23 protein-coding genes are annotated in these 26,000 nt (G+C 61.3%); 9 read left to right on the top strand and 14 right to left on the bottom strand.

Annotation, left to right across the window (positions count from 1 at the left end):
- Positions 1–30 precede the first annotated feature (30 nt).
- Complete coding sequence (locus C5L12_RS08640; RefSeq protein ID WP_105371643.1) at positions 31–807, top strand: hypothetical protein; 777 nt, start codon at positions 31–33, stop codon at positions 805–807.
- Between the two features lie 69 nt (positions 808–876).
- On the opposite strand, the gene C5L12_RS08635 is transcribed toward C5L12_RS08640, so the two are convergent.
- Together C5L12_RS08635 and pepN are read right to left on the bottom strand one after the other, a co-directional pair.
- Positions 877–3,219 carry a PAS domain-containing sensor histidine kinase gene (locus C5L12_RS08635; RefSeq protein ID WP_105371642.1) on the bottom strand — a complete coding sequence of 781 codons (2,343 nt, stop codon included), beginning with the start codon at positions 3,217–3,219 and terminating at the stop codon, positions 877–879.
- A gap of 206 nt (positions 3,220–3,425) precedes the next feature.
- Entirely contained in the window at positions 3,426–6,074 is a 2,649-nt protein-coding gene (pepN, locus tag C5L12_RS08630) for an aminopeptidase N (protein ID WP_105371641.1), read from the bottom strand.
- Between the two features lie 314 nt (positions 6,075–6,388).
- Between pepN and C5L12_RS08625 the strand changes: the two genes are divergently transcribed.
- Positions 6,389–7,333 carry a DMT family transporter gene (locus tag C5L12_RS08625; protein ID WP_105371640.1) on the top strand — a complete coding sequence of 315 codons (945 nt, stop codon included), beginning with the start codon at positions 6,389–6,391 and terminating at the stop codon, positions 7,331–7,333.
- 13 nt (positions 7,334–7,346) lie between these two features.
- Here the strand turns inward: C5L12_RS08625 and C5L12_RS28075 are convergent, their stop codons facing one another.
- The 5 genes from C5L12_RS28075 to C5L12_RS08605 form a co-directional block, all read right to left on the bottom strand.
- Entirely contained in the window at positions 7,347–7,502 is a 156-nt protein-coding gene (locus C5L12_RS28075) for a hypothetical protein (RefSeq protein WP_157949006.1), read from the bottom strand.
- 22 nt (positions 7,503–7,524) lie between these two features.
- Complete coding sequence (locus tag C5L12_RS08620) at positions 7,525–7,716, bottom strand: hypothetical protein (RefSeq protein ID WP_105371639.1); 192 nt, start codon at positions 7,714–7,716, stop codon at positions 7,525–7,527.
- Positions 7,717–7,891: 175 nt separating this feature from the next.
- A complete protein-coding gene (locus C5L12_RS08615; RefSeq protein ID WP_105371638.1) occupies positions 7,892–8,794 on the bottom strand; it encodes a uracil-DNA glycosylase in 903 nt (300 codons plus the stop codon).
- 37 nt (positions 8,795–8,831) lie between these two features.
- On the bottom strand, positions 8,832–10,124 hold the full coding sequence (locus tag C5L12_RS08610; RefSeq protein ID WP_105371637.1) for an Hsp70 family protein: 1,293 nt from the start codon (positions 10,122–10,124) through the stop codon (positions 8,832–8,834).
- A 142-nt stretch (positions 10,125–10,266) separates the two neighbouring features.
- Positions 10,267–11,157: a LysR family transcriptional regulator gene (locus C5L12_RS08605; RefSeq protein WP_105371636.1), complete on the bottom strand. Its 891-nt coding sequence runs from the start codon at positions 11,155–11,157 to the stop codon at positions 10,267–10,269.
- A 104-nt stretch (positions 11,158–11,261) separates the two neighbouring features.
- On the opposite strand from C5L12_RS08605, the gene blaOXA reads away from it, so the two are divergent.
- Complete coding sequence (gene blaOXA / locus C5L12_RS08600) at positions 11,262–12,086, top strand: class D beta-lactamase (RefSeq protein ID WP_105371635.1); 825 nt, start codon at positions 11,262–11,264, stop codon at positions 12,084–12,086.
- Between the two features lie 203 nt (positions 12,087–12,289).
- Here blaOXA and C5L12_RS08595 read toward each other — a convergent pair whose 3' ends face one another.
- The 3 genes from C5L12_RS08595 to C5L12_RS08585 all read right to left on the bottom strand — a co-directional run bounded on the left by C5L12_RS08595 (position 12,290) and on the right by C5L12_RS08585 (position 13,851).
- A complete protein-coding gene (locus tag C5L12_RS08595; protein ID WP_105371634.1) occupies positions 12,290–12,493 on the bottom strand; it encodes a hypothetical protein in 204 nt (67 codons plus the stop codon).
- Between the two features lie 82 nt (positions 12,494–12,575).
- Positions 12,576–12,935: a hypothetical protein gene (locus C5L12_RS08590; RefSeq protein ID WP_105371633.1), complete on the bottom strand. Its 360-nt coding sequence runs from the start codon at positions 12,933–12,935 to the stop codon at positions 12,576–12,578.
- A gap of 127 nt (positions 12,936–13,062) precedes the next feature.
- Entirely contained in the window at positions 13,063–13,851 is a 789-nt protein-coding gene (locus tag C5L12_RS08585; protein ID WP_105371632.1) for an SDR family oxidoreductase, read from the bottom strand.
- Positions 13,852–14,107: 256 nt separating this feature from the next.
- On the opposite strand from C5L12_RS08585, the gene C5L12_RS08580 reads away from it, so the two are divergent.
- Both C5L12_RS08580 and C5L12_RS08575 read left to right on the top strand, forming a co-directional pair.
- Positions 14,108–15,769 carry an electron transfer flavoprotein-ubiquinone oxidoreductase gene (locus C5L12_RS08580; protein ID WP_105371631.1) on the top strand — a complete coding sequence of 554 codons (1,662 nt, stop codon included), beginning with the start codon at positions 14,108–14,110 and terminating at the stop codon, positions 15,767–15,769.
- A 179-nt stretch (positions 15,770–15,948) separates the two neighbouring features.
- Positions 15,949–16,560 carry a L,D-transpeptidase gene (locus C5L12_RS08575; protein WP_105371630.1) on the top strand — a complete coding sequence of 204 codons (612 nt, stop codon included), beginning with the start codon at positions 15,949–15,951 and terminating at the stop codon, positions 16,558–16,560.
- Positions 16,561–17,246: 686 nt separating this feature from the next.
- Here the strand turns inward: C5L12_RS08575 and C5L12_RS08565 are convergent.
- Positions 17,247–18,263 (bottom strand): zinc-binding alcohol dehydrogenase family protein, encoded by a 1,017-nt coding sequence (locus C5L12_RS08565; protein WP_105371629.1) that lies wholly within the window; start codon positions 18,261–18,263, stop codon positions 17,247–17,249.
- 127 nt (positions 18,264–18,390) lie between these two features.
- Between C5L12_RS08565 and C5L12_RS08560 the strand changes: the two genes are divergently transcribed.
- Positions 18,391–18,786 (top strand): winged helix-turn-helix transcriptional regulator, encoded by a 396-nt coding sequence (locus tag C5L12_RS08560; protein WP_105371628.1) that lies wholly within the window; start codon positions 18,391–18,393, stop codon positions 18,784–18,786.
- Positions 18,787–18,947: 161 nt separating this feature from the next.
- Here the strand turns inward: C5L12_RS08560 and C5L12_RS08555 are convergent, their stop codons facing one another.
- A complete protein-coding gene (locus tag C5L12_RS08555; RefSeq protein ID WP_105371627.1) occupies positions 18,948–20,189 on the bottom strand; it encodes an MFS transporter in 1,242 nt (413 codons plus the stop codon).
- 274 nt (positions 20,190–20,463) lie between these two features.
- Between C5L12_RS08555 and C5L12_RS08550 the strand changes: the two genes are divergently transcribed.
- Entirely contained in the window at positions 20,464–21,402 is a 939-nt protein-coding gene (locus C5L12_RS08550) for a diacylglycerol/lipid kinase family protein (RefSeq protein WP_105371626.1), read from the top strand.
- Positions 21,403–21,415: 13 nt separating this feature from the next.
- Here the strand turns inward: C5L12_RS08550 and C5L12_RS08545 are convergent, their stop codons facing one another.
- Positions 21,416–22,159 carry a GGDEF domain-containing protein gene (locus C5L12_RS08545; RefSeq protein WP_105371625.1) on the bottom strand — a complete coding sequence of 248 codons (744 nt, stop codon included), beginning with the start codon at positions 22,157–22,159 and terminating at the stop codon, positions 21,416–21,418.
- Positions 22,160–22,452: 293 nt separating this feature from the next.
- Between C5L12_RS08545 and C5L12_RS08540 the strand changes: the two genes are divergently transcribed.
- Positions 22,453–23,199: a hypothetical protein gene (locus tag C5L12_RS08540; protein WP_132410713.1), complete on the top strand. Its 747-nt coding sequence runs from the start codon at positions 22,453–22,455 to the stop codon at positions 23,197–23,199.
- Positions 23,200–23,219: 20 nt separating this feature from the next.
- Here C5L12_RS08540 and C5L12_RS08535 read toward each other — a convergent pair whose 3' ends face one another.
- Positions 23,220–24,554: a glutamine synthetase family protein gene (locus tag C5L12_RS08535; protein WP_105371623.1), complete on the bottom strand. Its 1,335-nt coding sequence runs from the start codon at positions 24,552–24,554 to the stop codon at positions 23,220–23,222.
- A gap of 78 nt (positions 24,555–24,632) precedes the next feature.
- On the opposite strand from C5L12_RS08535, the gene C5L12_RS08530 reads away from it, so the two are divergent.
- Positions 24,633–26,000, top strand: a complete 1,368-nt coding sequence (locus C5L12_RS08530) for an aspartate aminotransferase family protein (protein WP_105371622.1) — start codon at positions 24,633–24,635, stop codon at positions 25,998–26,000.

Raw genomic sequence — 26,000 nt, 5'->3', positions numbered from 1 at the left:
TCCCTCGATGGTTGTTTTATGGAGGGATCAATGGGGAATGCAGGTGAGGGCGGAATTGCAGTCGCCGAAGGATGGTGGGAAAGGAACTTCAAGAACCACCTCGCGGCGCTGGTCTTTATATCGTCCTTTTTCGGTTTGTTGCTGACCGCCTTTTGGTCGCTTGCCCAGGTGACTGGTCCCGGACGAGAGGTCTTCAATGTGCTTGCGCCGCTTTTCGGCACCTGGGTGGGAACTATCCTGACATTCTATTTTACCCGGGAGAATTTCAAGGAGGCCAATGAGGCGGTCAATCGGATTGTCGACAGATTGACGCCGGAGCAGCGCCTGGCTCAAACGCCAGTCCGACAGGCGATGAAACCTCGAGGCTCGATCAAGGCCCTTCAGCTCAAGGAGGGAGAGGACGAAAAGGCGATTCTGGTCGGTGATCTAACAGCGCTTGTCGGTGAAGGTTATTCGCGCGTCCTGATCTTCACGCCGCGCGGTACGATCAAATACGTGATCCATGAAAGCACGCTCAATCGGTTCATCGCCGACCAGTCCAGACTCGCGGAAGCGGGGCAGGCACCTGCAGACAGCCCGTCCGCAGCAAGCCTTACCGAGTTGCTCAGCCATCAGGCGGGTGACCAGACCATCTGCGAGATTGCCAAGCGCTTCGTTTTCGTCAAGGAAGACGCCACGCTTGCCGATGCGCGTGCGGCGATGCTGGCGGTGAAGGGATGCGAAGATGTTTTTGTGACCAAGAATGGCAAATCCGACGAACCGGTTTTGGGCTGGCTGACAAACCCCGATATCACCCGCGATCTCTGACCACTTGCTACGGTGCGGATGCGGCGGGATCGCCCCTGCCGCTCCCGCGCCTCAGCCAGTGGGTCGGTTTCAGGCAGACCGTCTCATGGCGACCGGAAACGGCAGGTCTGGAATGTGCAGCGAAACGACGGTGCCTTCACCGACCTTGGACCGGATCCGCATGGTGCCGCCGTGCAGCGTGATCAGCGAGCGGGAGATGGCGAGGCCAAGGCCGGAACCGCCTTTGCTCTTTGCATATTGGCTCTGCACCTGCTCGAACGGCTGACCGATCTTGTTAAGCGATTCCTTCGGTATGCCGATGCCGGTGTCGGCGATGGTGAGCAGCACGCCCTTCTCCAGCCGGCGCGCCCGCAATTCGATCTTGCCGCCCTCATTGGTGAATTTCACGGCATTGGACAGGAGGTTCAGCATCACCTGTTTCAGCGCGCGGCGGTCGCCGCCCATGTTGAGATCGTCGCACAGGCGCCGCTGAATGGTGATCGCCTTATCCTGGGCCGCGACCGATGTCAGGCGCAGGCTTTCCTCGATGAGCGGCTTCAGGTCCACGGCTTCGCACTGGATGCGCATGTGGCCGGCCTCGATCTTCGACATGTCGAGAATGTCGCTGATGACGTTCAGGAGGTGTTTGCCGCTGTCGTGAATGTCCTTGGAATATTCCATGTATTTTGGCGAACCGAGCGGGCCGAACATGCCGTTCATCAGGATTTCCGAGAAGCCCAGGATGGCGTTCAACGGCGTCCGCAGCTCGTGCGACATATTGGCGAGGAACTCGGATTTCGCCTTGTTCGCGGCTTCGGCGCGCTCCTTTTCCGCCTGATAATTGGCATTGGCGGTGGAAAGCTCGGCCTTCTGTCGCTCCAGTTTCTTCTGCGACGAGGAAAGATCGCCGATCGTTGCCATCAGCCGGCGCTCGCTGTCGCGCAGCCGCTCCTGGTGGCGTTTCAGCAGCGTGATGTCGGTGCCGACGGAGACAAGCCCGCCGTCGCGGGTGCGCCGCTCGTTGATCTGCAGCCAGCGCTCGTCGGCAAGCTGCACTTCGGTGGTGCGGGACATGCCGCTCCCGTCCGGATCGGCGACACGGCGTTCGATGACAGGACGCGCTGCCGCAGCGTTGACGGCGGTACGTTCGGTGCCGGGCACCAGCACGCTGTCCGGCAATCCGTAAGCCTGCTGGAAATGGGTATTGCACATGACCAGCCGGTCGTTCTTGTCCCACAGCACGAAGGCTTCCGAGGTGCATTCGATCGCGTCGGCCAGGCGCTGATCCGCTTCCGCATAACGCTGGGCGAGGCGGTGCTGCTCGGTGACGTCCATTGCGATGCCGATGACATGGGTGCGACCGGCGGAGGTCTTCACCACCTGGGCACGCGCTCGCATCCAGACATAGTGGCCGGCGGCATGGCGCATGCGGAAGACCTGATCGACCTGTTTGGCGTTGCTGCGGCTGATCGCCCGGGCAAGCGCGTAGATATTGCCGTCGCTCGGATGCATCATCCGTGCTGCGTCGGCGAAGGAAATGACGTTGCCGGCGGGCGGCAGGCCGAGCATCTCGTACATGGAGCCCGACCAGAACAGGCGCCGGTTGGTGACGTCGAAATCCCACAGGCCGCAGCGTCCGCGCGACAATGCGGTCTCGATACGCAGGTTCGATTCCACGAAGACGTCGTCCGCCTCGCGCGCCCGTCTCACCTGCATGTAGTAGGCGTAGAGGATAATGAGCAGAATTGCGGAAATGCCGGTGAAAAGCGTCACGTTGAGCGAGACTTCGTGCCGCCAGAAGCGGTTGATGCTTTCAAGCGAATGGGCCGCGACGATCAGCGCGCCTTCGCTGCCGATAGGCTGGATCGCAGCATAGTGCGGGACAGCGCCGAAATAGGTCTCGATGACGCTATTGTCTTCGCCAAGCCGGCGCAGAGCTGCGGTTTCCGGCAGGACGGATGTGAGACGCCGCCCGACATAGGCGGCCACCTGTCCGGACCCGCCGAAGATGTACCCGGCATCATCGACGAGCAGAATGAAGGCATCGGCCCGAAGCTGAGGCGACGGCAGAACGGCGCCAACGCGCGTTTCCGCCATCGTACGGTTGTTGACGGAAAAGTCGAAGGGCTCGGACGACAAGGCCGCCTTCGCCGCCATAGCCATGAGCGCGGTCGATTGCTGCGCGCCATCTTCCATTCGTCCATGCTCGGCTATGATACCGAGAATGCGAGACGCCGCGACAACGGAGAGGAAGGCGATAATGAGGAGAGGGATCGACCGCTTCAGAACTAGCTCCACCCGCGGCATCTGCCGCGATATGGGCTGAACCGAAAGCCGAGCCTCGTCTGGGATGACGTGCTTCAAACTCGAAAAGCTCGGAAATTTGAAACGCAGCCGCCCCTCGGCCGCGGTTGCCCGCTGCACGTCCGCCATCGTTCTCATGTAGTCCCTCGTGGTGATTCGACGCGCCGCTCGCCCGAATCTGACTTAATGAATCATTAGTGATTCTTCGTGTCCAGAGGGTTGATAAGATTTTTTTAACACTTTGATTTCAATGCGATTCGCCCGAGTCTGCGGGCAGCGCATTAGCGGCGTGAGGAGAAGCGCCACCGCGGGAGTGCCCGTGGCGGCATTTTTCGTCAGCCCTTGAGCATGCGCTCGACGATATCCCGGACATCCGTCGACAGCGCCGAGGCGCGTTCGATCGCCCCGAGTGCCAAACGCGCGTGATCGGCACGAACGGGCTCCAGCGAACGCCAGGAGCGCATCGATGTGAGGATGCGGGCGGCGAGTTGCGGGTTCTTCGGGTCGATTGCCAGGATCTGCTCGGCGAGGAACCGGTAGGCTTCTCCGTCGGCGCGGTTGAAGCCCGTCGGGTTGGAGAAAGCGAAGGTGCCGATCAGGGCGCGGACGCGGTTCGGATTGGTGGCGACGAAACGGGGGTTCTCCATCAGTCCCTTTACGCGGGTCAAGGCTCCGGCGCCGGGAATGGTCGCCTGGATCGAGAACCACTTGTCGATGACCAGAGGGTTGCCGTCGAAGCGGGTCAGGAAGCTCGCAAGCGCCGCCGTCGTCTCGGACGAATCGGGGAAGCGGTTGGCAAGCAGCGTGAGCGCCTGCGCCAGGTCGGTCATGTTGTCGGCCGAACCGAAAGCCTCCGCCGCGCGGGCAGGCGTTCCCTCCGCATAGGTGAGATAGGAAAGCGCGCTGTTCCTGAGCGAACGCTTGCCGGCGCTCGCCGCATCCGGCCTATAGGGGCCGGGAATCGCCATCTCTTCGAAAAGCCGCAGAAAGATCTTTTCTCCAGCCTTCGCTATCGCATCAAGCACGGCGTGGCGTCCGCGATGGATCGCATCGGGATCGTTGTTGCTGCCCAGTTCGCGAGCGATGTCGGACTCGCTTGGAAGCGTCAGCGCCTGGGCACGGAAGGCCGGCTCGAGCTTGTCGTCTGCCGCGGCCTCGAGAAGGGCCGAGATCAGGGCCTGATCACAGGTGATCTCCTTGCCGTCGCAGGCGTCGCGTGCCGCCTTCATCAGGTTCGGCATGGCAAGATCGGTGAGTGCCTGCCAACGGGCGAAGAGGTCGGTGTCATGGCGGGCAATATGGGCGAGATCGGCCGGTGCCTGATCGAAATGCAGGTTGATCGGCGCCGAGAAGGACCGGTTGAGCGAAAGGACGGGACGTGAGGAGATTCCCGAGAAGGTGAAAGTCTGCTTGCGGTCCGTCAGGTGCAGCACGTCGCCGGTGACCTCACCGCCCTTGACGGCGGTGGGCGTTGCGAGAGAGCCGTTGTCGAGGATCAGCGCGAAAGACAGCGGGATATGCATCGGCTCCTTGGCCGCCTGGCCGGGCGTCGCAGGGATCATCTGCTCCAGAGACAGCGTGAAGGTGCCGTTCGACTGGTCGTAACCGCCGGAAGCCGTCACGAGCGGGGTGCCTGCCTGATGGTACCAGAGCGAGAACTGCGTCAGGTCGCGGCCGCTGGCATCCTCGAAGCATTTGACGAAATCCTCGACCGTTGCGGCCTGCCCGTCATGGCGCTCGAAATAAAGGTCCATGCCGGCCTTGAAATCGTCGCGGCCGAGAAGCGTGGCGATCATCCGGGTGACTTCCGAACCTTTTTCGTAGACGGTCGTCGTGTAGAAATTGTTGATCTCGCGATATTTGGTCGGGCGGACGGGATGGGCCAGCGGCCCGGCATCCTCCGGAAACTGCTCCGACTTCAGGTGCCGCACTTCGGCAATGCGCTTCACCGGGCGCGAACGCTGGTCCGCTGAAAACTCGTGGTCGCGATAGACCGTCAGGCCTTCCTTGAGGCAGAGTTGGAACCAGTCGCGGCAGGTGATGCGGTTGCCGGTCCAGTTGTGGAAATATTCGTGCGCGATGATCGCCTCGATATTGGCATAATCCTGGTCAGTCGCCGTTTCAGGGTCGGCCAGCACATATTTGTCGTTAAAGACGTTGAGGCCCTTGTTTTCCATGGCCCCCATGTTGAAGTCCGAGACGGCGACGATCATGAAGATGTCAAGATCGTATTCGCGGCCGAACCGCTCCTCGTCCCATTTCATCGAGCGCTTCAGCGCGTCCATGGCGTAGGCCGCGCGAGCTTCCTTGCCGTGCTCAACATAGATCTTCAGCGCCACTTCACGTTCGGACATGGTGACGAACGTGTCTTCAACGACGCCGAGATCGCCGGCGACCAGTGCGAAGAGGTAGCTTGGTTTCGGATGCGGGTCGAACCACGCGGCAAACGCGCGGCCCTCGTCGTAACCCGCGCCGCCGAGGAAATTACCGTTCGACAGCATGACCGGGTTGGCGGCCTTGTCGCCGATGATGGTGATCGTATAGGGCGCCAGCACATCCGGCCGGTCGGGGAAATAGGTGATGCGCCGGAAACCTTCCGCCTCGCACTGGGTGCAATAGATGCCGTTGGTGCGGTAGAGGCCCATCAGCTGCGTGTTGGCTTCGGGATTGATGAACGTCGTAACGGTGATCTCGAAGGGAGCCTCCGCGGGCAGATCGCGGATTGTCAGGCTTTCCGGCGTCACGTCGTACTGGCCGGCCGGTACTTCGTTTTGGTCGAGCAGGAGGCCGGAAAGCGACAGCTCGTCGCCATCGAGCGCCAGAGGGACGGACGGATCGACACCCTCGCGGCGGTGGAAGATCAGCCTGGCCTCGACCTTGGTATTGGTCGGATCGAGCTCGAACGTCAGATCGACGCGTTCCAGGATGAAATCGGTGGGGCGGTAATCTGCCAGATGAACGATCTGGCCCGTATCTGTTCGCATGTTTCTTCCTGAACCGGCTCTTCAATGTGGCGTCGGGAGCCTTTCGGTAATCCCTTGAATTGATCGGCGTCCCATTGCCGCGGGCATAGTTGCACGCAATGCTAAACGATTGTTGAAATTTTCGCTAAATTATAAACTCATACGGCTCCGTATATTCCCGCACGTATTTATCCGGTCACGGATATTCATAGACCTATCACCGGTTTTGATCGCGTGCGCCGCACTTTTGAGTTACTTTGACGGCAAAGTGACCCTCCGAACCTCCTGCCAGGCTCCGTATTGACGCGGCCAAAAATCTTCCAAGAGTTCTGTTTATGGCTGCCGACGCCCTGAATCCCCTTCGGGGAATCATGTTCAAAGTTTCCTCCGTCGTCGTTTTCGTGATGATGCAAACCTGCATCAAGTCGGCGGGCGCAGGTGTTCCTGCCGGCCAGATCACATTCTACCGGTCTGCCTTCGCGCTCGTGCCGATCCTGGTTTATCTCGCCGCTCAGCGTGAACTCCAGCGCGGTTTCCACACCGAAAGTCTTCCGGGCCACCTCAAGCGCGGTTTCTTCGGCATCCTCTCCATGGCATGCGGGTTTTACGGCCTGGTGCACCTTCCGATGCCGGATGCCATTGCGCTCGGTTATTCGACGCCGCTGCTGGCGGTGGTCTTTGCGGCCATCGTCCTGAAGGAAACGGTGCGCATCTATCGATGGACCGCGGTGGCGATCGGCATGGTCGGAGTGGTGATCATTTCGTGGCCGAAACTGACCATGTTCAATGAGGGCGGCATGGGATCGGAGCAGGCGGTCGGAGCCGCCGCGGTGATTTTGTCGGCAGTCCTGGCAGGTTTTGCGCTGGTCCAGACACGCCAGCTCGTCCGCACCGAGAAGACCTCGACCATCGTTCTCTATTTCTCGCTGACGGCGGCGGTCTTCTCCCTGGTCAGCCTGCCGTTCGGCTGGGCTCCCCTGACGGTGGAGCAAAAGCTCTTTCTCGTTGGAGCCGGATTCTGCGGCGGCATCGGACAGCTGCTTTTGACCGAAAGCTATCGCAACGCCGACGTTTCGACCGTCGCGCCCTTCGAATATACGTCGATCCTGCTGGGGATCGGCATCGCCTATGTTCTGTTCGGAGATGTGCCGACCGTCAGCATGCTCGTCGGAACGGCAATCACGGTCTCGGCGGGGATATTCATCATTTACCGAGAGCACCAGCTCGGGCTCGAGCGAAAGGCGGCGCGCAAGGCATCGCCGCCGGGTGCCGGGACCTGAAGAACCGTTCAGATCAGAGCGGGATTGCCGCCGTGAGGGGATTGACCTTCTCGGCGCTGGCACGTATGGCGCCGGCGCGGCTATATTCGCGCGAGGCATTTACGGCAGCGCCGATCTGAGACAGGTTTTCGCGCAGCGTCCGGATCGGATGGAGGAGGGCAGTTGTCATGATGGCTTCCTTGTCGGTTTGATCAGCGCTCGCGGAAATCCGCGAAGACGGCAGCGGGACGGGCAACGCCCATCGGACGCGCCATGGCGCGCGATGTCATCTGCTCGTTGGTGGCTGAACCGAAATGATGATAACCCTGCGTCGAGCGCGGCGGCATGCCGGCGATGCGAAGGGTTTCGAAGCCCGAATGGATCGGACGGAAGCGGGTAGTCATGGCCTTGGTTCCTTAAACCTAGAATTCCTCCCAAGACACAATCCATATATTGCAATGCAACATTGATTCTGCAATGCAACAAAACGCTGCGCTGCCATGCGCTAAATGCATGACGCTTTTCATAATTTGGTAACCTTGTGCCCCTTCAGGTCGGACTTGCCTGAAAAGCGGGCGGTTAAGAGGCGGAAAGCCGCATTTTGAACGTCAGCAGATCCTGCCAGGCGAGCGCCTTGTTGGCGGGGGCAGCCAGAAGCTCCTGCGGATGCAGGGTTGCGATCGCCGGAAGACTAATGCCGCCGAACGAAATATCGCGCCATTCTCCACGCAGCGAGTGGATCGTCCCATTGCCGCCGAAGAAAAAGCGGGCGGGAAAATTGCCGAGCAGCAGGAGCAGTTTAGGTTCCGAAAGCGCCACCTGTCGCTCGAGGAAGGGCCGGCATATCTCGAGTTCGGCGTCTGAGGGCATGCGGCTGCCGGGTGGCCGCCAGGGAATTACATTGCTGAGCATGACCGCCTGGCGCGAAAGACCGATTGCGCCGAGCATTCTATCCAGGAGCTGGCCCTGCCGCCCTGAAAAGGGAATGCCGTCACGGTCGTCGTCGGCATTCGGCATCGGGCCGATCACCATGATGCCCGAGCCGGGATCGCCGCTCGCAAAAACGGTGGAGCGGGCGCCGTTCTTGAGGTTGCAGCCGTTGAAGGCTTCGAGCGCCGTCTTGAGTTCCGGCAGCGACCGGGCGCTTTCCGCCGCAAAGCGGGCCGAGGCAACGGCCTCGCCGTCCGGAACGGCGACCGAGGGCGGCGCCGATCCGGTGGCGGGCCGGGGGGTCGGAGCGGTGCGACCCTGTGCGGGTGCAGGAGCGCTCGCGGCTCGGGACAAGGGAGCGGTTTCACCCTGCACCGGCTGCTGGCGCGCCGTCGCCGGCATTTTTGCCTCGGCCTGCGCCGCCTTCTGCGCAGCGAATTGCGCAAACCGGTCGACCGGTTCGTCCTCGACAAGCCATTCTACCCCCGAATCCGCATAGAAATGCAGAAGGGCACGAAGCTCCGGCGTATCGAGATCCTTGGCGGCGTTCATCGATCTCACCCTAGCGAACCGCAGGCTCCGAGGGAAGTCACGCCGCCCATTGCTGGACGTTGTCGCTCTCTCCGATCAAGGCCAAGCCATGCGCAATCGATAGCAGTTCGCCGCCGCTTTCGATCCTCGAAGCCTCGAAGCGCCGAGTGAAGATGCCGCGCACGGCCGGCACGAAGGACGTGCCGCCGGTCAGGAACACCTTGTCGATTTCTGCAGGCCGCGTATTCGTCTTTTCCAGCACCTCGTCAAGCGCGCCCTCGATGCGGGCAAGATCGTCGGCGATCCACGTCTCGAAATCGGCCCGTGTCACCAGCTTGCGGCCGGCTTTGCCGAGCGGCGCGAAGTTGAATTCGGCTTCTTCAGCGCCGGACAGCGCCATCTTGGTCGCAGAGATCGCCTGATAGAGCGGGTAGCCCTCGTCATGTTCGACGAGATCGATGAAGAGTTCCAGTTTGTCCGGGTCGAGCGCAGAACGCACCAGCGATTTCAAATCGGTGAATTCGCGTGTGGTCTTGAAGATCGACAGCTGGTTCCAGCGGCCGAAATTGGCGTAGTAGCCGGCCGGCACGTCCAGTACCTTGTCGAAACTCTTGAACTTGCTGCCCTTGCCGATTTCGGGCGCCACCAGATTGTCGATCATCCGGTAGTCGAAATGATCGCCGGCAATGCCGACGCCGGAATGACCGATGGGCGTCGCCGTCAGCTTGCCTGCCTTGCGCTCGAAACGGATCAGCGAATAGTCGGTTGTGCCGCCGCCGAAATCGGCAACCAGCACGTTGGCATCGCTTTTCAGCGTCTGGGCGAAATAATAGGCCGCCGCCACGGGCTCGTAGACATAGTGGATTTCCGGAAAGCCGAGCCGCGTCAAAGCCTCGTTGTAGCGTTCGGTGGCGAGCTTCGGGTCCGGGTTGGCTCCGGCAAAATGCACCGGCCGGCCGGCGATGACGCGGGAAATCTCCGAGGGCCAATTGTCGTCTGCATAGGTCTTGAGACGCTTGAGGAAGATCTCCATCAGGTCTTCGAAGACATGCCGGCGCGCGAAGATCAGAGTGCCCTGGAAGAGCGCACTTGCCGCAAAGGTCTTGATCGACTGCAGGAAACGGCAGTCGCCGGGATTGTCGATGAACTGGCGGATCGCCGCCTGTCCGGCCTCGACCTTCAGCGCCTGCGCCCCCATCACCGGGTCCTTCATGAAGGAAAGCGCGGTGCGCATCATATCGCTCTCGCCCGCGCTGCTGGTAAAGTGCATGGAATGCGTGGCGCTGCCGCCGTCGGCAAGCGCCAGAACCGTATTGGTCGTGCCGAAATCAAGCCCGAGCGCCCGTGCCATGGCCGTGCTCCTTTTATCCATCGAAGATCGTTGAACCGAAACCCACAAGGTTCCGAACGCAAAAAGGGCGCTGCTCGCGCCCAGGAAATTTTGAGAGGGCGCGTGATCGCACAAGGGAAGGCGGATGGCAACCCTGGCGGCCCTAGATTTTCAACTGACCTCGCGTCTCCGCAGCCATTCCGGCAAGCCAGTTGCGGAACATTTCCATGGCCGGCGTGACCGACCGGGATTTGAGCCGCGTCAGCCAGTAGCTGCCCTTGGATATGTAGATATCGAAGGGTTGTTCGATGATGCCGGCGGCGAGCTGTCGGGAAAACATCAGCGGTGGGGCGAGCGCCACGCCGGCGCCCTGCAAGGCCGCCTCGACCATCAGCACCGAGCTGTCGAACACCATGCCGCGGATCGGCGGCGGGGAGACGCCTGCCTCCTCGAACCAGCTCGGCCATTCGTCGGCGCGGTAAGAGCGCAGCAGCGTCTGGTGCGCCACGTCCTCCGGAGCTTTCAGCTGCCTTGCGATCGACGGAATGGAGAGCACCGAAAGGGGTGCTTCGAAGAGCGCTTCCGCCTCGATATCGTGCCAGGCACCGTTGCCGAACTTGATGGTGTAGTCGAGCCCTTCCGCGGCGATGTCGACGCGGTTGTTGTTGGTGGAGAGCCTCAAGTCGATGAACGGATACTTCTCCCGGAAATCGGCAAGCCGGGGCAGCAACCAGCCGACCGCGAGCGTACCGACTGCGCCAAGCTTCAGCACCTCGCGCACATGCCCGTCTTCAAAGCGCTCCAGCATTGCCGCCATTCGGTCGAACGAATCCTGCAGTGCCGGCAGGAGCGCGAGCCCTTCCTCAGTGATCATCAGCCCGCGCGGCAGGCGGCGGAACAGCGTCACGCCGAGCCGCTGCTCCAGAAGCTTCACCTGATGGCTGACGGCCGCCTGCGTGACGTTCAGCTCGATCGCCGCCCGGGTGAAGGAGAGGTGACGCGCACCCGCCTCGAAGGCGCGCAGCGCGTTCAGCGGCAAATACGGCCGGACCATGGCAATGCCCTAGTTTGATTCATGTCTGCCCGCAGATATCATCGTTTGATCGGGGCTCGCAAGCCGGCCTAAAAAGGCCCGGTCACCACACTTGGAGCATCTCGATGGCTTTCAGAAATTCCTTTCTTCTTGCATTTTCGCTCGGAATTACCGTTGCTTTGCTGGATTGCACTACGATCCGGGCGGCGGAGCCGATCCGCTGCACCGTAATCATCGACCAGGAGAGCGGCGATGCTCTCTACCGCCAGGGCACCTGCGACCAGGGTTTTTATCCGCAATCGACCTTCAAACTGCCTTTGGCCATGATGGGCTATGACGCCGGCATCCTGACCGACCCCCAGAACCCCCGCTGGAAATACCAGGCGAAGTTCGGCGGACCGGAGCGGGTCAAGAAGGATGTCGATCCGCTGATCTGGGAAAAGGAATCGGTCGTCTGGTATTCGCAGGAGATCGCCCGCAAGCTCGGAAAAGGGACGTTTGCAGATTACATCCAGCGTTTCGGCTACGGCAATCGCGATGTCTCCGGCGGCCCCGGCAAGACCGACGGCCTGACCGAATCCTGGCTGATGTCGTCCTTGAAGATCTCGCCGGACGAGCAGGTGCAATTCCTGCGCCGCTTCCTCAACGGAGGCCTGCCGATCTCCGAGCATGCCGTCGACATGACGCTCGCCATCGTCCCGCATTTCGAAGCAGGCGAAGGCTGGGATATCCAGGGTAAGACCGGATCAGGCTGGCTGCGCGACAAGGCCGGCAAGGCGGATTATGCGCGCCCGCTCGGCTGGTTCGTTGGCTGGGCGATGAAGGATGAGCGCCGCGTCATCTTCGCAAGGCTGCTGGTCGATACAAAACGGCATAGTGACAAGCCGATCAGCTTTGTTGTGCGGGATTCGCTGATTCAGGACTTTCCGAAACTGGCGGAAAAGTTCTGAACTCCGGGCAAAACGCTCCTCGCTTTCCCTAGGCCGCGTACCCCTGATATCGAAAGCGGCCGGGTCACCCCCTGACCCGGCCGCCCGCAGCGCTGAGCGCCGACTTTGGCAATGCATTGCGCCTTCTATAAACGACATTGGAGGGGGCTAAGGCAAACGGAGTCTGGTGTTCTGGTTATTCGTTAAGGTTACCTGCCGCACCGTTAGCGGAGAACACGCCGCGCAAGCCAGATGATCCCGAGCCCGACGATCACCGCAATCGCGCCATTGGCGATCCAGGGCGTCTGGTTGATCATGAAACTTGCCGCCGGATAGGGAAATATCCCGCTGCCCTGGCTGATCCACAGGATGCCAATGAGGGTCAGGAGAATGCCTAGGATGACGAGTGCCGGTCTGGCGAATTTCATGTGAGACCTCCGAGCCGGGGATTTTGGGGATCATAGGCTTTCGTATCGGCGCCGGCAAATGTGATTGCGCGGTGGGTCGATGTCAGACGTCTTCGTAATAGGTGGCAATCAAGGATTTCGGCGCTGGGTCTTCGCCATCGGTCAGGAAGAAGCTACCAATGATGCGGCTCGCCGGCGAGAGGCTGTCCAGGAGATTACGGACAACCACATCGTCCACCGCTTCCAGGCTGCGCGCATGAAGCATGGTGGACTTGTTCGCAAGCGCCGCGGTCTCGGACGCGTACCGCGTGGCCGCTTGCCGGGTTCCGAGAAATGCTGTCTCCACTTGCTCAACCGCAAGCGTCTGGGCGATTGCCGCAGCCGTGGAGGTCGGCGTCCGCGCGGCCGTTGCGGGACTACTCGGGGAGGGAGCTTCGGCGGCCCCGGAAATGCTTTCGATCATGCCGGCGATCCTGTGAGTTGGGGCCTGCCCAATTCCTATCGCCGTCCTATTGCGATCCCGGAAATGCCGGGACCGCAATTCGATTCAATGTTTAGCTTTTGGGTTTGGCGCGGCTCGCCGCAGCCAGTCAGATCGAGCGGGAAGCGCCGCCGTCGACACGAAGCATCGTACCCGTGACATAGCTTGCCGGTACCGAGCACAGGAAGGCGCCGGCTGCCGCAAATTCCTCCACCTTGCCGAGACGACCGGCGGGGATCGATTTGACCGATGCCGCGCGGATTTCCTCCAGCGACTTTCCGGTACGCTTGGCATTCGCCCCGTCCAGTTCGTCGATGCGGTCGGTGTGGATGCGGCCGGGAAGCAGCATATTGGCGGTGATCCCGTGGCCCGCTACTTCCACCGCGAGCGTCTTGTTCCAGCCGACCAGGGCCGACCGCAGCGTATTGGATAGTGCCAGATTGGGGATGGGTTCAAAAACGCCGGAGGAGGCGACCGTCAGGATACGCCCCCATCCTTGTTCCTTCATCTGCGGCAGGAGGGCATTGGTCAGCGTGATGACGCGCAGCACCATGGACTGGAAGAAAGTGTCGAGCTTGTCCGCCGTCATTTCCTCCGAGGTGCCGGGCGTCGGGCCGCCGGTATTGTTGACGAGGATGTCGATGCCACCGAGTTTTTCCTTCACAGCCGTGGTCATCGTCTCGACGAAATTCAGTTCGGAAAGGTCGCCCCAGACCCAGTCGGCCTTTCCCTTGCCCTCGGCATTGATCACCTTGCAGTTTTCAGCAAGCCTGTCTCCGGAACGGCCGACCAGCAGCACATTCGCACCTTCGGCGGCAAGCGCCCTGGCGATGCCGAGGCCGAGCCCGCGTGACGAGGCAAGCACAAGGGCGCGTTTGCCCGAAATTCCGAGATCCATGATGTGGTTCCTTCGCCAATTCTGTCATCGATATCGGCCTTTATAACAGCGCCGCGGAGTCGGGAAAGGCCGATCTTGCTTTCGTGGGTCTCATTGCTATAATTGACGTGCACGTAAAAGTAATATGAGAAAAGCGAAACGCAGTTTGCGCGAATGGCAAGGGTGAAGACGCTTTCCCGCCTCGACAAACCGGGTCGCTTTTGTCAAGACAGGTGCCTGAATATGAGCCGGGAGGGGCCGGCGAGCGGAGTTGGAAATGAGCGAGCAGGAACTTCCCGAACGCGAATCGATGGAATTCGACGTGGTGATCGTCGGCGCCGGGCCGGCGGGTCTTTCGGCGGCGATCCGCCTGAAGCAGATCAATCCGGAACTGACCGTCGTTGTCTTGGAAAAAGGCTCGGAAGTCGGCGCGCATATTCTCTCCGGCGCGGTGGTGGATCCTGTCGGCATCGACAAGCTTTTGCCGGACTGGCGGCAGGATGAGGGGCATCCTTTCAAGACGCCGGTCACCGACGACCAGTTCCTGTTCTTAGGGCCGGCCGGTTCCGTCCGCCTGCCGAACTTCGCCATGCCGCCTTTGATGAACAACCATGGCAACTACATCGTCTCGCTCGGAAACGTCTGTCGCTGGCTCGCCGAAAAGGCGGAGGCGCTGGGCGTCGAAATCTATCCGGGTTTTGCCGCGACAGAAGTGCTCTACAATGACCAGGGTGCCGTGATCGGCGTCGCCACCGGCGACATGGGTATCGAGAAGAATGGCGAGCCGGGTCCGAACTTCACCCGCGGCATGGAGCTTCACGGCAAATATGTGCTGATCGGCGAAGGTGTGCGCGGTTCGCTCGCCAAGCAACTGATCCTGCGCTTCGGTCTGCAGGACGACCGGGAGCCGCAGAAATACGGGATCGGGCTGAAGGAGCTCTGGCAGGTGAAGCCGGAGAACCACAAGCCAGGCCTGGTGCAGCATTCGTTCGGCTGGCCGCTCGGCATGAAGACGGGCGGCGGTTCCTTCCTCTACCACCTGGAAGACAACCTCGTCGCCGTCGGGTTCGTGGTGCATTTGAACTACAAGAACCCCTATCTTTATCCGTTCGAGGAGTTCCAGCGCTTCAAGACGCATCCGGCGATACGCGCCACCTTCGAAGGCGGCAAGCGTCTCTCCTACGGCGCCCGCGCCATCACCGAGGGCGGTTACCAGTCGGTGCCGAAACTATCCTTCCCAGGCGGCGCCCTGATCGGCTGTTCGGCCGGTCTCGTCAACGTTCCCCGCATCAAGGGCAGCCACAATGCGGTTCTGTCGGGCATGCTCGCTGCCGACAAGATTGCCGCGGCGATTGCCGCCGGCCGGGCAAACGACGAGCCGATCGAGATCGAGACCGAATGGCGCCAGACCGCGATCGGCACGGATCTGAAGCGGGTCAGAAACGTCAAGCCGCTCTGGTCGAAGCTCGGAACGGGGCTTGGTATCGCGCTTGGCGGCCTCGACATGTGGACCAACCAGCTTTTCGGCCTGTCCCTCTTCGGCACCATGAAGCACGGCAAGACCGATGCCGAGAGCCTGGAGCCGGCGGCAAAGCACAGCAGGATCGATTATCCGAAGCCCGATGGCGTGCTGACCTTCGACCGGCTTTCCTCGGTCTTTCTCTCGAATACCAACCACGAGGAAGACCAGCCGGTGCATCTGCAGGTCAAGGACATGGACCTGCAGAAGCGTTCTGAACTCGAGGTTTTCGCGGGCCCTTCGACGCGTTACTGTCCGGCCGGCGTTTACGAATGGGTGGAGAAGGACGGCGAGCAGGTCTACGTCATCAACGCGCAGAACTGCGTCCACTGCAAGACCTGCGACATCAAGGACCCCAACCAGAACATCAACTGGGTCCCGCCCCAGGGCGGCGAAGGGCCGGTTTATCCGAATATGTGAGCAAGGCGGTGGAGACTGATTCTCGACCGCTGTTCCCTTGATGCCGCGACAAGCTCTCCGGGGTACCGGTAGCTTTACGTTTTGCGTCAGTTACGTGTTCGCAGCGATCCGCCTTATCACTTCATTAACCATAATCTCCTTAAGTTGCGTCACCATCTTGACGCACCAAGGACACATTCATGTCGATCTCCCGTCGCGGTTTCCTGGTCGGTCTGCCGCTGATGCTGGCGGGCTGCGCCTCCACCGTTCCGCAGTATACGAACTACGCAGCCCTGCCGAACGAGCAGTTTCCGCTGAAGGCGGTACCGGCCGAGAAGATCAAGCCCGAACTGCGCCGTCAGGAAGTCGCCTATGAAACGACGCATCCGGCCGGCACGGTGGTTGTCGATACGCCCGCTCGCCGCGCTTACTATGTTCTCGGTAACGGCCGGGCGATCCGTTACGGCGTCGGCGTCGGCCGGGCGGGCCTTGCGCTTGCCGGCAATGCCTATGTCGGGCGCAAGGCGGAATGGCCGACCTGGACGCCGACGGCCAACATGCAGCGCCGGGAGGCGCGCTACCGGAAGCTCGCAGGCGGCATGCCGGGCGGCCCGAACAATCCGCTGGGTGCCCGTGCCATGTATCTCTACCGCGGCGGCAACGACACCCACTTCCGCATCCACGGCACCAATCAGCCAGAATCGATCGGCCACGCCATGTCGAGCGGTTGCATCCGCATGATGAATCACGACGTCATCGACCTCTATGAACGCGTCAAGGTCGGCGCAAGGGTCGTCGTCATCCAGGCCTGAGACGTTCTAAGGCCTGACAAAGAAAGCCCGCCGTTTCAGCCACGGCGGCCTTTCGCGTTGTGCGCCCAGCATGGGCGCATTCTTGTGGGTGGAAGTCCCACCGTAAGCTGGTCATGGCGAGCGAAGTGAAGCGCAACTGCGGAAGGGCGACCGACCGTGGGGAGGAAGCGTGGATCGAACCTGCGGGCCGATGGACAAGAACCGGATATGAGGCGGTGCCGACCAGGGCGAGCGGGCAACATTCCGCGAAGCTCTTGTGACCAAGGGGCGGTGGCGTAAATCCGGCGGTCGTGCAGCGAAGGAATGCGTTCTTACCTGGGGAGATCTCGCCTTGTGCCTGAAAGGGCGACGGTGTCGAGCCGGAGCGAGAAGTCAGCAGAGGCCGTAGTAGGGAGCGCCTTGCGCGAACGAAGGGCCGAAGGAGCGGAAGGGAGAGCCGTTGGTTATCGGATTTGAATGGTCTCAGATGGTCGCGTCAGCGAAGCTCGCCGACCTGGAAGATAGGGTGAAGCCCGAAGGGCCACGGCAGCGAGAAATCAAATCCGCCGAACCAGAATAAGCAAACCCAGGCGCCAGGCCGGGAGAACTACGGGCCTGACGACCTCAACTGCTCCAACCGCCCGGTGCGGACCCGCATGCCGGGTGGTGTGGGAGGGGCGGAGCCAATAGGCTCCCCCCTATCCCGATTAGAAGCCTGACAGCACCAGCTTGCCCTTGGTGCGGTTGCTCTCGATCATCGCATGCGCCTTCTTCAGGTTTGAAGAATTGATCGGGCCGAGCGTCTCGGAAAGGGTGGTGCGGATCTTTCCTGCGTCCACCAATTCGGCCACGTGGTTGAGAAGCTTGTGTTGCTCGATCATGTCGGCCGTCTGCCATACTGGCCGGGCGAACATCATTTCCCAATGGATCGAAAGCGACTTGCTCTTGAACGGACGGATGTCCATCGCCTCCTTCGGATCGTCGATCAGCGCGAACCGGCCCTGCGGGGCAATCAGTTCGAGTACGTCTTTGACATGCTGGTCGGTATGGGTGGTCGAAAAGACGAAACCCGGCGCGCCGATTGCCAGTTCCGCCAGCTGCTTGGCAAGCGGCTTCGAATGATCGAGCACGTGATGGGCGCCGAGGTCCTTGATCCAGGCCTGCGTTTCCGGTCGGGAGCCGGTGCCGATCACGGTGACGTCGGAAAGCTCTCGCAGGAGCTGAATGGCGATCGAACCGACGCCGCCGGCGCCGCCGATGACGAGCACCGCGTTCCAGGCGCCCGGCACCTTGTCCTGCACCTTCATGCGATGGAAGAGGGTCTCGTAAGCGGTGATCGCGGTGAGTGGCAGCGCGGCGGCTTCCTCAAAGCTCAACGTCTTCGGCTTGAAGCCGACAATCCGCTCGTCGACCAGATGGAACTCGGCATTGGTGCCGGGCCGGTTGATCGCGCCGGCGTAATAGACCTCGTCGCCCGGCTTGAAGAGCTTCACGTCCGATCCGACTGCCTTGACGACACCCGCTGCGTCATAGCCCAGGACCCGGTGCTGGCCAGGTTCGACAGGCGCTGAAGCGCGGACCTTCGTGTCGACCGGGTTGACGGACACCGACTTGATTTCGACCAGCAGGTCGCGGCCGGCCGCTTCCGGCATCGGCAGATCGATGTCGATCAGCGAAGTTTCGGCGGTAATGGGCTGCGGTGCGTTGAAGCCGACGGCGCGCATGAAAATCTCCTTCGTTCGTGAATGGCATTTGTTGCCTGGAGACTAGATGGCCCGTATGGTTTGCCGGCGCAAGAATGCACATTTTTGGTGTATAGTACCCAAAAGTATACCGTGAAAGGATATCCGGATGTCGAAGCCGCGTGCCAAGCTCACCGACAATTTCCCCGGCTGCCCCGTCGAATCGACGCTGGGTTTTCTCGACGGCAAATGGAAGGGCGTGATCCTTTATCATCTGCTCGAAAACGGGACGCTGCGCTTCAACGAGCTTCGCCGCCGCATCCCGTCGGTGACGCAGCGCATGCTGACCAAACAGCTGAGGGAGCTCGAAGAGGCGGGGCTGCTGGAGCGGACGGTGTTTGCGGTCGTGCCGCCGCGTGTCGATTACACGCTGACGCCGCTGGGCCTCAGCCTGGAGCCGGTGATTACGGCACTGCGCGTCTGGGGCAAGGAACACGTTATTTGCCGTGACGGAAAGAAGTTCGTGGTTGCGCCGGAGGAACAGGTCGCCTTAGAGGCGGCTTGAGTCCTGAGAGGCCGCCCTCTCATCCGGCCCTTCGGGCCACCTTCTCCCCGAGGGGCGAAGGGAGAGCGGCTGCGTCGTTTCGTTAATCCCTCTCCCCCTTTTGGGGAGAAGTCCGCGGAGCGCAGCGGAGGCGGGGTGAGGGGGGACGCCCAGCAATTCGGTCAGGCTTGGGCGTTCTTCTTTTCGAGCACTACCGAGACGGCAAAAATGCCGAGCCCGAGCAGCGACAGGAATGCGCCGACATAACCCGTTGCGGCAAAACCCCAGCCCCAGGATATGACCAGCCCGCCGAGCCAGGCGCCGAGCGCATTGGCGACGTTGAAGGCGGAGTGATTGGATGCGGCAGCAAGCGTCTGCGCGTCGGCCGCCACATCCATCAGCCGCGTCTGCAGTGCCGGACCCGGGGCAAAACCGCAGCCGACCAGGAAGACGGTGATATAGAGCGCGATCGGATGGTGAGCAAAGAGCGCGAAGGCGAGCATCACCACGATATAGAAGACCATCGAGCCGCCGATCGTGCCCTTCAGCGATATGTCGGCCAGCCTGGAGCCGACGATATTGCCGACATTCATGCCGATGCCGAAGAGCGCAAGCACGATCGAGACCATGCCGACCGGCAACTGGGCGGTTTGTGTCGTCGTCGAGGCGATGTAGCTGAAGACGGAGAACATGCCGCCGAAGCCGATCGCGGCGATGCCGAGCGTCAGCCACACCTGGCTGCGGCCGAAAGCGCTGAGCTCTCGCCGGATGCTCGCCCCTTCCTGCACTTTGTCGCGGGGTTGGAAATACCAGAGCAATGCAACGGTCAGCGCGCCGATGCCGCCGACGAGGAAGAAGGCGGCACGCCAGCTGAGCATCTGCCCCATGAAGGTGGCAAGCGGCGTGCCGGCAAGCGTCGCGATGGTCAGCCCGAGCATGACGCGGCCGACGGCGCGGGCGCGTTTGTTGGGCGGCACCATGGATGCGGCAACCAGCGAGGCGACGCCGAAATAGGCGCCATGCGGCAGGCCGGTGATGAAGCGCAGGGCGGTAAAGCTCCAGAAGGTCGGCGCCAGCGCACTGAGGGTATTGCCCACTGCAAACAGACCCATCAGGCAGAGAAGCAGCGTCCGGCGCGGCAGGCGGGCGGAAAGGATTGCGATAACCGGCGCGCCGATGACGACGCCCAGTGCATAGGCGCTGATGACGTAGCCTGCGGTGGGGATGCTGACTTCGAACGTCGACGCCACGTCGGGCAGAAGCCCCATGATGACGAACTCGCCGGTGCCGATGCCAAATCCACCGACGGCAAGCGCAATCTCGATCAGGAGGATTGCGAGCGGCGAGAGGCTGGAAGTGGCGTCGGCGACGGGAGAGACTGAACGATCGCGAGCGGAATCGAAAGAGACGGCGGAATCGGTCATAAAATTGAATCTGCTTGAAAAAAGATGCGGGTGAGACGTGGGAGACGTCCACCCGCTCTGGAGGTGAGCGGTCATTGAAAAAATGACACAGGTCAAAAGTAACACGGGATTGTGCGTTGCGGTAGAGCCTCCGGAGTATTCTCTCGGTGCTCACGGCATTGTGTGCCAGGTGCCGGCCTCAATGGCGCCGTGTTGATAAAGCACGTCATCGCAACCATTTCTCCGGTGTCCCGTTGTCTCGCGGCCGAAACCGCCCGCCCAGAGCTTTGATGCGATGAACCTTTTTGCCGTCTTCAACCGCGATGGCGGTACCTTCAGAACCACCGACATGGACGCCTATTGCGCCCAGGCCGTTCAGGCTTTCAAATCCGCCGGCCATCAGATCGAATGCCATGTGGTCTCCGGCAATGAGGTGGTGGCGACCATGGAAAGGGCGGCCGCCACTCCCGGCATCGAGGGCCTCATCGCAGGCGGCGGCGACGGCACGATTTCGGCTGCGGCCGGCATTGCCTGGAAGAGCGGCCTCGTCCTCGGCGTCGTCCCGGCCGGCACCATGAACCTCTTTGCCCGCTCCCTGAAGCTGCCGCTCGATATATGGCAGGTGTTGGACACGCTGGCTGCAGGCACTCCGGAGAGCATCGACATCGCCAGCGCCAACGGCAAGAGCTTTGTCCATCAGTTCTCGGCCGGCCTGCACGCTCGCATGGTGCGCTACCGCAATTCCATGACCTATGCGTCCCGGCTTGGGAAAATCCGGGCCAGCACCCGCGCCGCGATCGGGGTGATGTTCAATCCGCCCGAATTCGAGGTCGAGTTCAATGTCGGCGGCACGACTGTTTCCCGTGAGGTTTCCGCTATCTCCGTCTCCAACAATGAATTCGGTCCCGATCCCTTGATGTATGCGGATCGACTGACGCGCGGGCATCTGGGCCTTTATTTCGCCGATCCCCTGACACCTCCAGGCGTCGCGAAACTCGCCGTCGACATCCTGCGAGGGCGGTTGAAAGAGAACCCGGCGGTAACGGCCATGACCGCTACGGAGGTCGAACTGCATTTCCCGCGCGAGCGGCACGACATTCGCTGCGTCATCGACGGCGAACTCCTGCCGATGAAGCGCGATGTGCATTTGAAGATCCATGCCGGCGAACTGAGGGTACTGGTCAACGAGCCGCAACCTCGCGAACTGGCCGAGCGGGACGGCAGCGGAATCTGAGCGCTTCCGCGCGCTAAGCCGACGAGACGACCTGGTTCCGGCCGCGGGACTTTGCCTCGTACAGATTGACGTCCGCTGCCTTGAGGCAGGCATGGGGATCGAAACCCGCGCCGCAATACAAGGCTCCGATGCTCGTCGAAACTCCGATCTTCGCCCCGGAGGAGGAGCGGATATCAAGGCCGCCGACGGCCTCGCGAACATCCTCGCATCGCCTCGGCATGTCCTTTATTGCGATCCCGCCTCGAAAAAGGGCGAACTCTTCGCCTCCGAGACGGCCGGCGATGTCGAATTGCCCCCGATAGGTCGAGAGTATCCGGCCTGTACCGCGAAGCACCTCGTCTCCGGCCGCATGGCCATGGCGATCATTGATCGATTTGAAATGGTCGAGATCGAGGAAAATCAGAGCACCGGTCATGCCGTTGCGGCTGAACGCCTCGAGCTCTTCCAGGAATGCGCCGCGATTGAGCAGTCCGGTCAGGCTGTCGCGCCGGGATTGCAGTCGAAGTTCTTCATAGGCAAGGGCAAGTTTTTCCAGGGCATCGGAAGCGGTTTTTTCGGCCCGTCGAACCCTTTCCGACTGCCAGAACATCATAGCCGAGGCGGGAATCGAAATCGCCAGCGGGCAGACGATCGTCATCACCAGGCCTGCACCGGCCACCTCTCCCCCCATCATGGGGACGAAGGCGAACGACAGCGCAAGCGAAGCGAGCAGTGACAACAGACCGGTCAGCAGTGACTTGGCGAGAACGAGACGCATCCACGGAGCCGCAATTGTATTAAATATACCGCTTCCTTAGACCCGAGGGATTTAAGATAGGCTGAAGAACAACTTCGACCTCGCCGTCATTCGCCCAAAACAATCGCCGGCTCTTGCTTGTCGCGGAGCTGCCGCGGTGATGGCAATATCTCGCGATGAGGCGTTCATATCTTGTTATCCCCTGACTCCTAACTTCAACCTCCGATAGAGCAGATTGCTTGTTTCGGGCCATGATGGTTCCGGCAGACGTTGCCTCGGCCTATGACAGGCGAAAGGCACGCGCGAGGAACGGCATGACTTCCATCTCCGGGCTTGAACCTGCAGCCTTGCTGATCCTCCAGCAGTCGGCTCTTTCGGCCGCCCCTGCCGAAGAAAGCAAGGAAACCGACGCGAAGAGAACCGATCTCGTCCAGGTGGCGAACGGAATCTCCGGCGAACCCGCCAAGGAAACGATAAGAGCCGCTTTCGCGATCAACGCCGCATTTGTCGAAATGGACGAGAAGAGCCAACTCGTCTCCGATGCTATCGACTTCATCAATTCCGATCAGTTCAAAATAAGCGATCCCATCGCCAAGAACATGCTGAAAGGGCTGCTTGCCGAGAAAGGCTGGCAGTTTGCGCAGCTGGTGAACCAGCAATACGAAGCGCATGGCGGCCTTAGCCGGGAAAGCCTGTTTGCGCTCGCCCTCCCGCAGATGATCAACAAGAATCGCGATCTCTTCACCGACGATGAGCTCTACGTGGGCATCAAGTTCAAGGAAAAGGGCGGGGTTGTGGTCCTTATCCCTGATAAGGATGGCAACAGTACCTATCGCGACCTGACCAGGGCTCTGAAGGAGGAGGAGGTGGTTGCGGCGCAGACCGGCAATCGCGAAGCGCTCCAGCAGCTCCAGGAGGAATACGGCAAGTTCGTCGCCTCGATTAACCTGGCTTTCGATTATGAGAAGGGGCCGCCGATGTTGCTAGACATCGACGATCTGCCATACGCGCCCTGGATCTCGAAACCGTCTTTGCCATCGACACAGTCTGGCGGCAAATAGCCTCCCGACCGTCGGCTTTTCTAAACCCGGGGCAGATAGGTCTGGTAGTCGAAATCGCTGACGGTGCGCAGATAGGTGATCGCTTCCTTGCGCTTCGTATCGCCATAGAGCTTCTGGTAGCGCGCGCCGAACACGTCTTTGATGAAGGGCGAGGCGGAGAATTCCTCGACCGCCGTCAGGAAGTCGTGCGTCAGGCGTTTGGCTCCCGCCGGCGGCTCCTTGCCCGGTTCGGTCGCAGGACCCGGATCGAGCATCTCGTCCAGCCCCAGAAGCATGCCGCCGAGAATAGCCGTCAGCAGCAGATAGGGATTGGCGTCGGCGCCGGCGACCCTATGCTCGATCCGGGCGGCCGCGCCGTCCTTGTCGGGAATACGCACCGCCGTTCCCCGATGGCCAAAGCCCCAGTCGATATCCACCGGCGCAAAGGATCCGGGCTGGAACCGGCGATACGAATTGGCAAACGGCGCGAAGACGAGCTGCGCGTCGCGCATGGTCTTCAGCATTCCCGCGCAGACGGTTTTGAGCCGTACCGGATCGCCGCCCTTGGCGTCCAGCACATTGTTTCCGTCCCGGTCGATGATGCTGGCATGCACGTGCAGGCCGGAGCCCGCCTGGTTCGCGTAGGGCTTGGCCATACAGGTGGATTTCAGCCCGTGTCTCCTCGCGGCCTGTTCGGCGATGCGCTTCAGATAGATGCAGTCGTCGGCGGCTGCCAGCGCGTCGGCGCGATGAAGCAGGTTGATCTCGAACTGCCCGGGACCGAACTCGGCCGTCGTCGCATCGGCCGGCAGGTCCTGGAGCTTCGCCCAGGTCCTGACTGTCTGCAGGTAATCGTCGAGCGCATCGACGGCGCCCATGTCGTAGAGCTGAAAACCGTTCGGCTTGCCGCGATACATCAGCTTTTCCGGTGGCCGGGGCCTGCCGGTCTCGCGCCAGTCGTCCTGCACCACGTAGAATTCGAGTTCCGTCGCGACGACCGGTGTCAGCCCGCGCTCTTCGAAGCGTTTCAAGAGCGCGGCGAGAATGCCGCGAGGGTCCATGAAGCTCGGTTCCCCGGAGAGCTCATGCATGGTGGAAAGCACCTGCCTGGATCCTTCCGGCGCCCAGGGCATCGGCGCGAGGCTGCGCTGATCAGGAATGCAGACGCCATCCGGATCTCCAATCGTCAGCGACAGTCCGGTGATATCGTCATTGTCGTCGCCCCATATGTCCAACGACTGCGTGGACGTCGGCAGCCTCACTGCGCCCTCCCAGACCTTGTTTTCCTTGTCCAGCGGAATGCGCTTGCCGCGCAGGTCGCCATTCATGCCGACGAGCAGGATTTCGATATGAGGCGGGACGGATTGAAAGGACATCGGCAGGTCTTTGAAAGGGTGTTGCGGAAGAGAGTTCGTAGCCGATAAGAATTGGCCGCACAATCAGAGGCCAACTCCATGACCGATATCAGCGCCCTTTCCAATCTCGCCGCGATCGACGCCGCCCATCACCTCCATCCGTTCTCCGACATGAAGCAGCTCAACGCCAAGGGCACGCGCATCATCGAACGGGCCGAGGGCGTCTACATCTACGATTCGACGGGGAAGAAATATCTCGATGCCTTTGCCGGCCTCTGGTGCGTCAATGTCGGTTACGGTCGCAAGTCGATCGCCGATGCCGCCTACAAGCAGATGCAGGAACTGCCTTACTACAACAGCTTTTTCGGCACCACGACCCCTCCGGCCACCCTGCTTGCCCAGAAGATCGCCTCGCATACAGGCGACAGGCTGAAACGTATCTTCTTCACCAATTCCGGCTCGGAGGCGACCGACACCTGGTTCCGAATGGCGCGCGTCTATTGGAAGGCGCTCGGCAAACTGGAAAAGACGCAAGTAGTCGCCCGAAAGAATGGTTATCACGGCTCGACGGTCGCCGGCGCCTCGCTTGGCGGCATGAAGCTGATGCACGAGCAGGGCAACCTGCCGATCGAGGGCATCCACCATATCGGCCAGCCTTATTGGTATGCGGAAGGTGGCGATCTCTCGCCCGCCGAATTCGGCCTCAAGCTTGCCCGCGAGCTGGAGGCGAAGATCGATGAACTTGGCGAGGATCGCGTCGCCGCTTTCGTCGCCGAACCCATCCAGGGGGCGGGGGGCGTGATCATTCCGCCGGAAACCTACTGGCCGGAAATCGCCCGCATCTGCAGAGCGCGCAACATTCTTCTGGTCGCTGACGAGGTGATCTGCGGTTTCGGCCGGCTGGGAGAGTGGTTCGGCCATCAGTATTACGGCGTCGAGCCGGATCTGGCGCCGATCGCAAAGGGGCTGTCCTCCGGTTACCTGCCGATCGGCGGCGTGCTGGTAAGCGATCGGGTGGCCGATGTGATGGTCGATGAGCTCGGCGATTTCTACCACGGCTTTACCTATTCCGGTCACCCGGTCTGTGCCGCCGCCGCATTGGAGAACATCCGGATCATCGAGGAGGAGGGGCTGGTCGAACACGTCCGCGAGGATATCGGTCCCTATTTCGCCTCCGCCTGGAAGAGCCTGGAGGATCACGAGGTGGTGGGGCAGGCGGAGAGCGTCGGGCTGATGGGCGGTCTGCAGCTTGCAGCAGACAAATCCGTCCGCCGCCGTTATGCCAAGCCTGACGACATCGGCACACTGGTGCGCAATCACTGCGTCGAAAACGGTCTGATCATGCGCGCGACGGGGGACCGCATGCTGGCCTCGCCGGCGCTTACGATCAGCCGCTCCGAGGTGGACGAGGTGATCGACAAGCTGCGCCGGGCTCTCGACCACCTGCGGGACACGGTGAAGGAATAG

Origin of the sequence: Neorhizobium huautlense (assembly GCF_002968575.1) — a bacterium.
Lineage (GTDB): Bacteria > Pseudomonadota > Alphaproteobacteria > Rhizobiales > Rhizobiaceae > Neorhizobium > Neorhizobium huautlense.
Note: the sequence above shows the minus strand (reverse complement) of the source record. Positions and strands in the feature narration are given on the sequence as shown.

What these genes read in the sequence shown, in the direction of transcription:
- C5L12_RS08610 (WP_105371637.1), bottom strand. Translation starts at nt 10,124, where the DNA reads ATGGCACGGGCGCTCGGGCTTGATTTCGGCACGACCAATACGGTTCTG.
- C5L12_RS08545 (WP_105371625.1), bottom strand. Translation starts at nt 22,159, where the DNA reads ATGCGTCTCGTTCTCGCCAAGTCACTGCTGACCGGTCTGTTGTCACTG.
- C5L12_RS08555 (WP_105371627.1), bottom strand. Translation starts at nt 20,189, where the DNA reads ATGACCGATTCCGCCGTCTCTTTCGATTCCGCTCGCGATCGTTCAGTC.
- C5L12_RS08530 (WP_105371622.1), top strand. Translation starts at nt 24,633, where the DNA reads ATGACCGATATCAGCGCCCTTTCCAATCTCGCCGCGATCGACGCCGCC.
- C5L12_RS08590 (WP_105371633.1), bottom strand. Translation starts at nt 12,935, where the DNA reads ATGATCGAAAGCATTTCCGGGGCCGCCGAAGCTCCCTCCCCGAGTAGT.
- C5L12_RS08625 (WP_105371640.1), top strand. Translation starts at nt 6,389, where the DNA reads ATGGCTGCCGACGCCCTGAATCCCCTTCGGGGAATCATGTTCAAAGTT.
- blaOXA (WP_105371635.1), top strand. Translation starts at nt 11,262, where the DNA reads ATGGCTTTCAGAAATTCCTTTCTTCTTGCATTTTCGCTCGGAATTACC.
- C5L12_RS08550 (WP_105371626.1), top strand. Translation starts at nt 20,464, where the DNA reads ATGAACCTTTTTGCCGTCTTCAACCGCGATGGCGGTACCTTCAGAACC.
- C5L12_RS08540 (WP_132410713.1), top strand. Translation starts at nt 22,453, where the DNA reads ATGACTTCCATCTCCGGGCTTGAACCTGCAGCCTTGCTGATCCTCCAG.
- C5L12_RS08615 (WP_105371638.1), bottom strand. Translation starts at nt 8,794, where the DNA reads ATGAACGCCGCCAAGGATCTCGATACGCCGGAGCTTCGTGCCCTTCTG.
- C5L12_RS08605 (WP_105371636.1), bottom strand. Translation starts at nt 11,157, where the DNA reads ATGGTCCGGCCGTATTTGCCGCTGAACGCGCTGCGCGCCTTCGAGGCG.
- C5L12_RS08595 (WP_105371634.1), bottom strand. Translation starts at nt 12,493, where the DNA reads ATGAAATTCGCCAGACCGGCACTCGTCATCCTAGGCATTCTCCTGACC.
- C5L12_RS28075 (WP_157949006.1), bottom strand. Translation starts at nt 7,502, where the DNA reads ATGACAACTGCCCTCCTCCATCCGATCCGGACGCTGCGCGAAAACCTG.
- C5L12_RS08620 (WP_105371639.1), bottom strand. Translation starts at nt 7,716, where the DNA reads ATGACTACCCGCTTCCGTCCGATCCATTCGGGCTTCGAAACCCTTCGC.
- C5L12_RS08560 (WP_105371628.1), top strand. Translation starts at nt 18,391, where the DNA reads ATGTCGAAGCCGCGTGCCAAGCTCACCGACAATTTCCCCGGCTGCCCC.
- C5L12_RS08565 (WP_105371629.1), bottom strand. Translation starts at nt 18,263, where the DNA reads ATGCGCGCCGTCGGCTTCAACGCACCGCAGCCCATTACCGCCGAAACT.
- C5L12_RS08575 (WP_105371630.1), top strand. Translation starts at nt 15,949, where the DNA reads ATGTCGATCTCCCGTCGCGGTTTCCTGGTCGGTCTGCCGCTGATGCTG.
- C5L12_RS08635 (WP_105371642.1), bottom strand. Translation starts at nt 3,219, where the DNA reads ATGGCGGACGTGCAGCGGGCAACCGCGGCCGAGGGGCGGCTGCGTTTC.
- C5L12_RS08535 (WP_105371623.1), bottom strand. Translation starts at nt 24,554, where the DNA reads ATGTCCTTTCAATCCGTCCCGCCTCATATCGAAATCCTGCTCGTCGGC.
- C5L12_RS08585 (WP_105371632.1), bottom strand. Translation starts at nt 13,851, where the DNA reads ATGGATCTCGGAATTTCGGGCAAACGCGCCCTTGTGCTTGCCTCGTCA.
- C5L12_RS08640 (WP_105371643.1), top strand. Translation starts at nt 31, where the DNA reads ATGGGGAATGCAGGTGAGGGCGGAATTGCAGTCGCCGAAGGATGGTGG.
- C5L12_RS08580 (WP_105371631.1), top strand. Translation starts at nt 14,108, where the DNA reads ATGAGCGAGCAGGAACTTCCCGAACGCGAATCGATGGAATTCGACGTG.
- pepN (WP_105371641.1), bottom strand. Translation starts at nt 6,074, where the DNA reads ATGCGAACAGATACGGGCCAGATCGTTCATCTGGCAGATTACCGCCCC.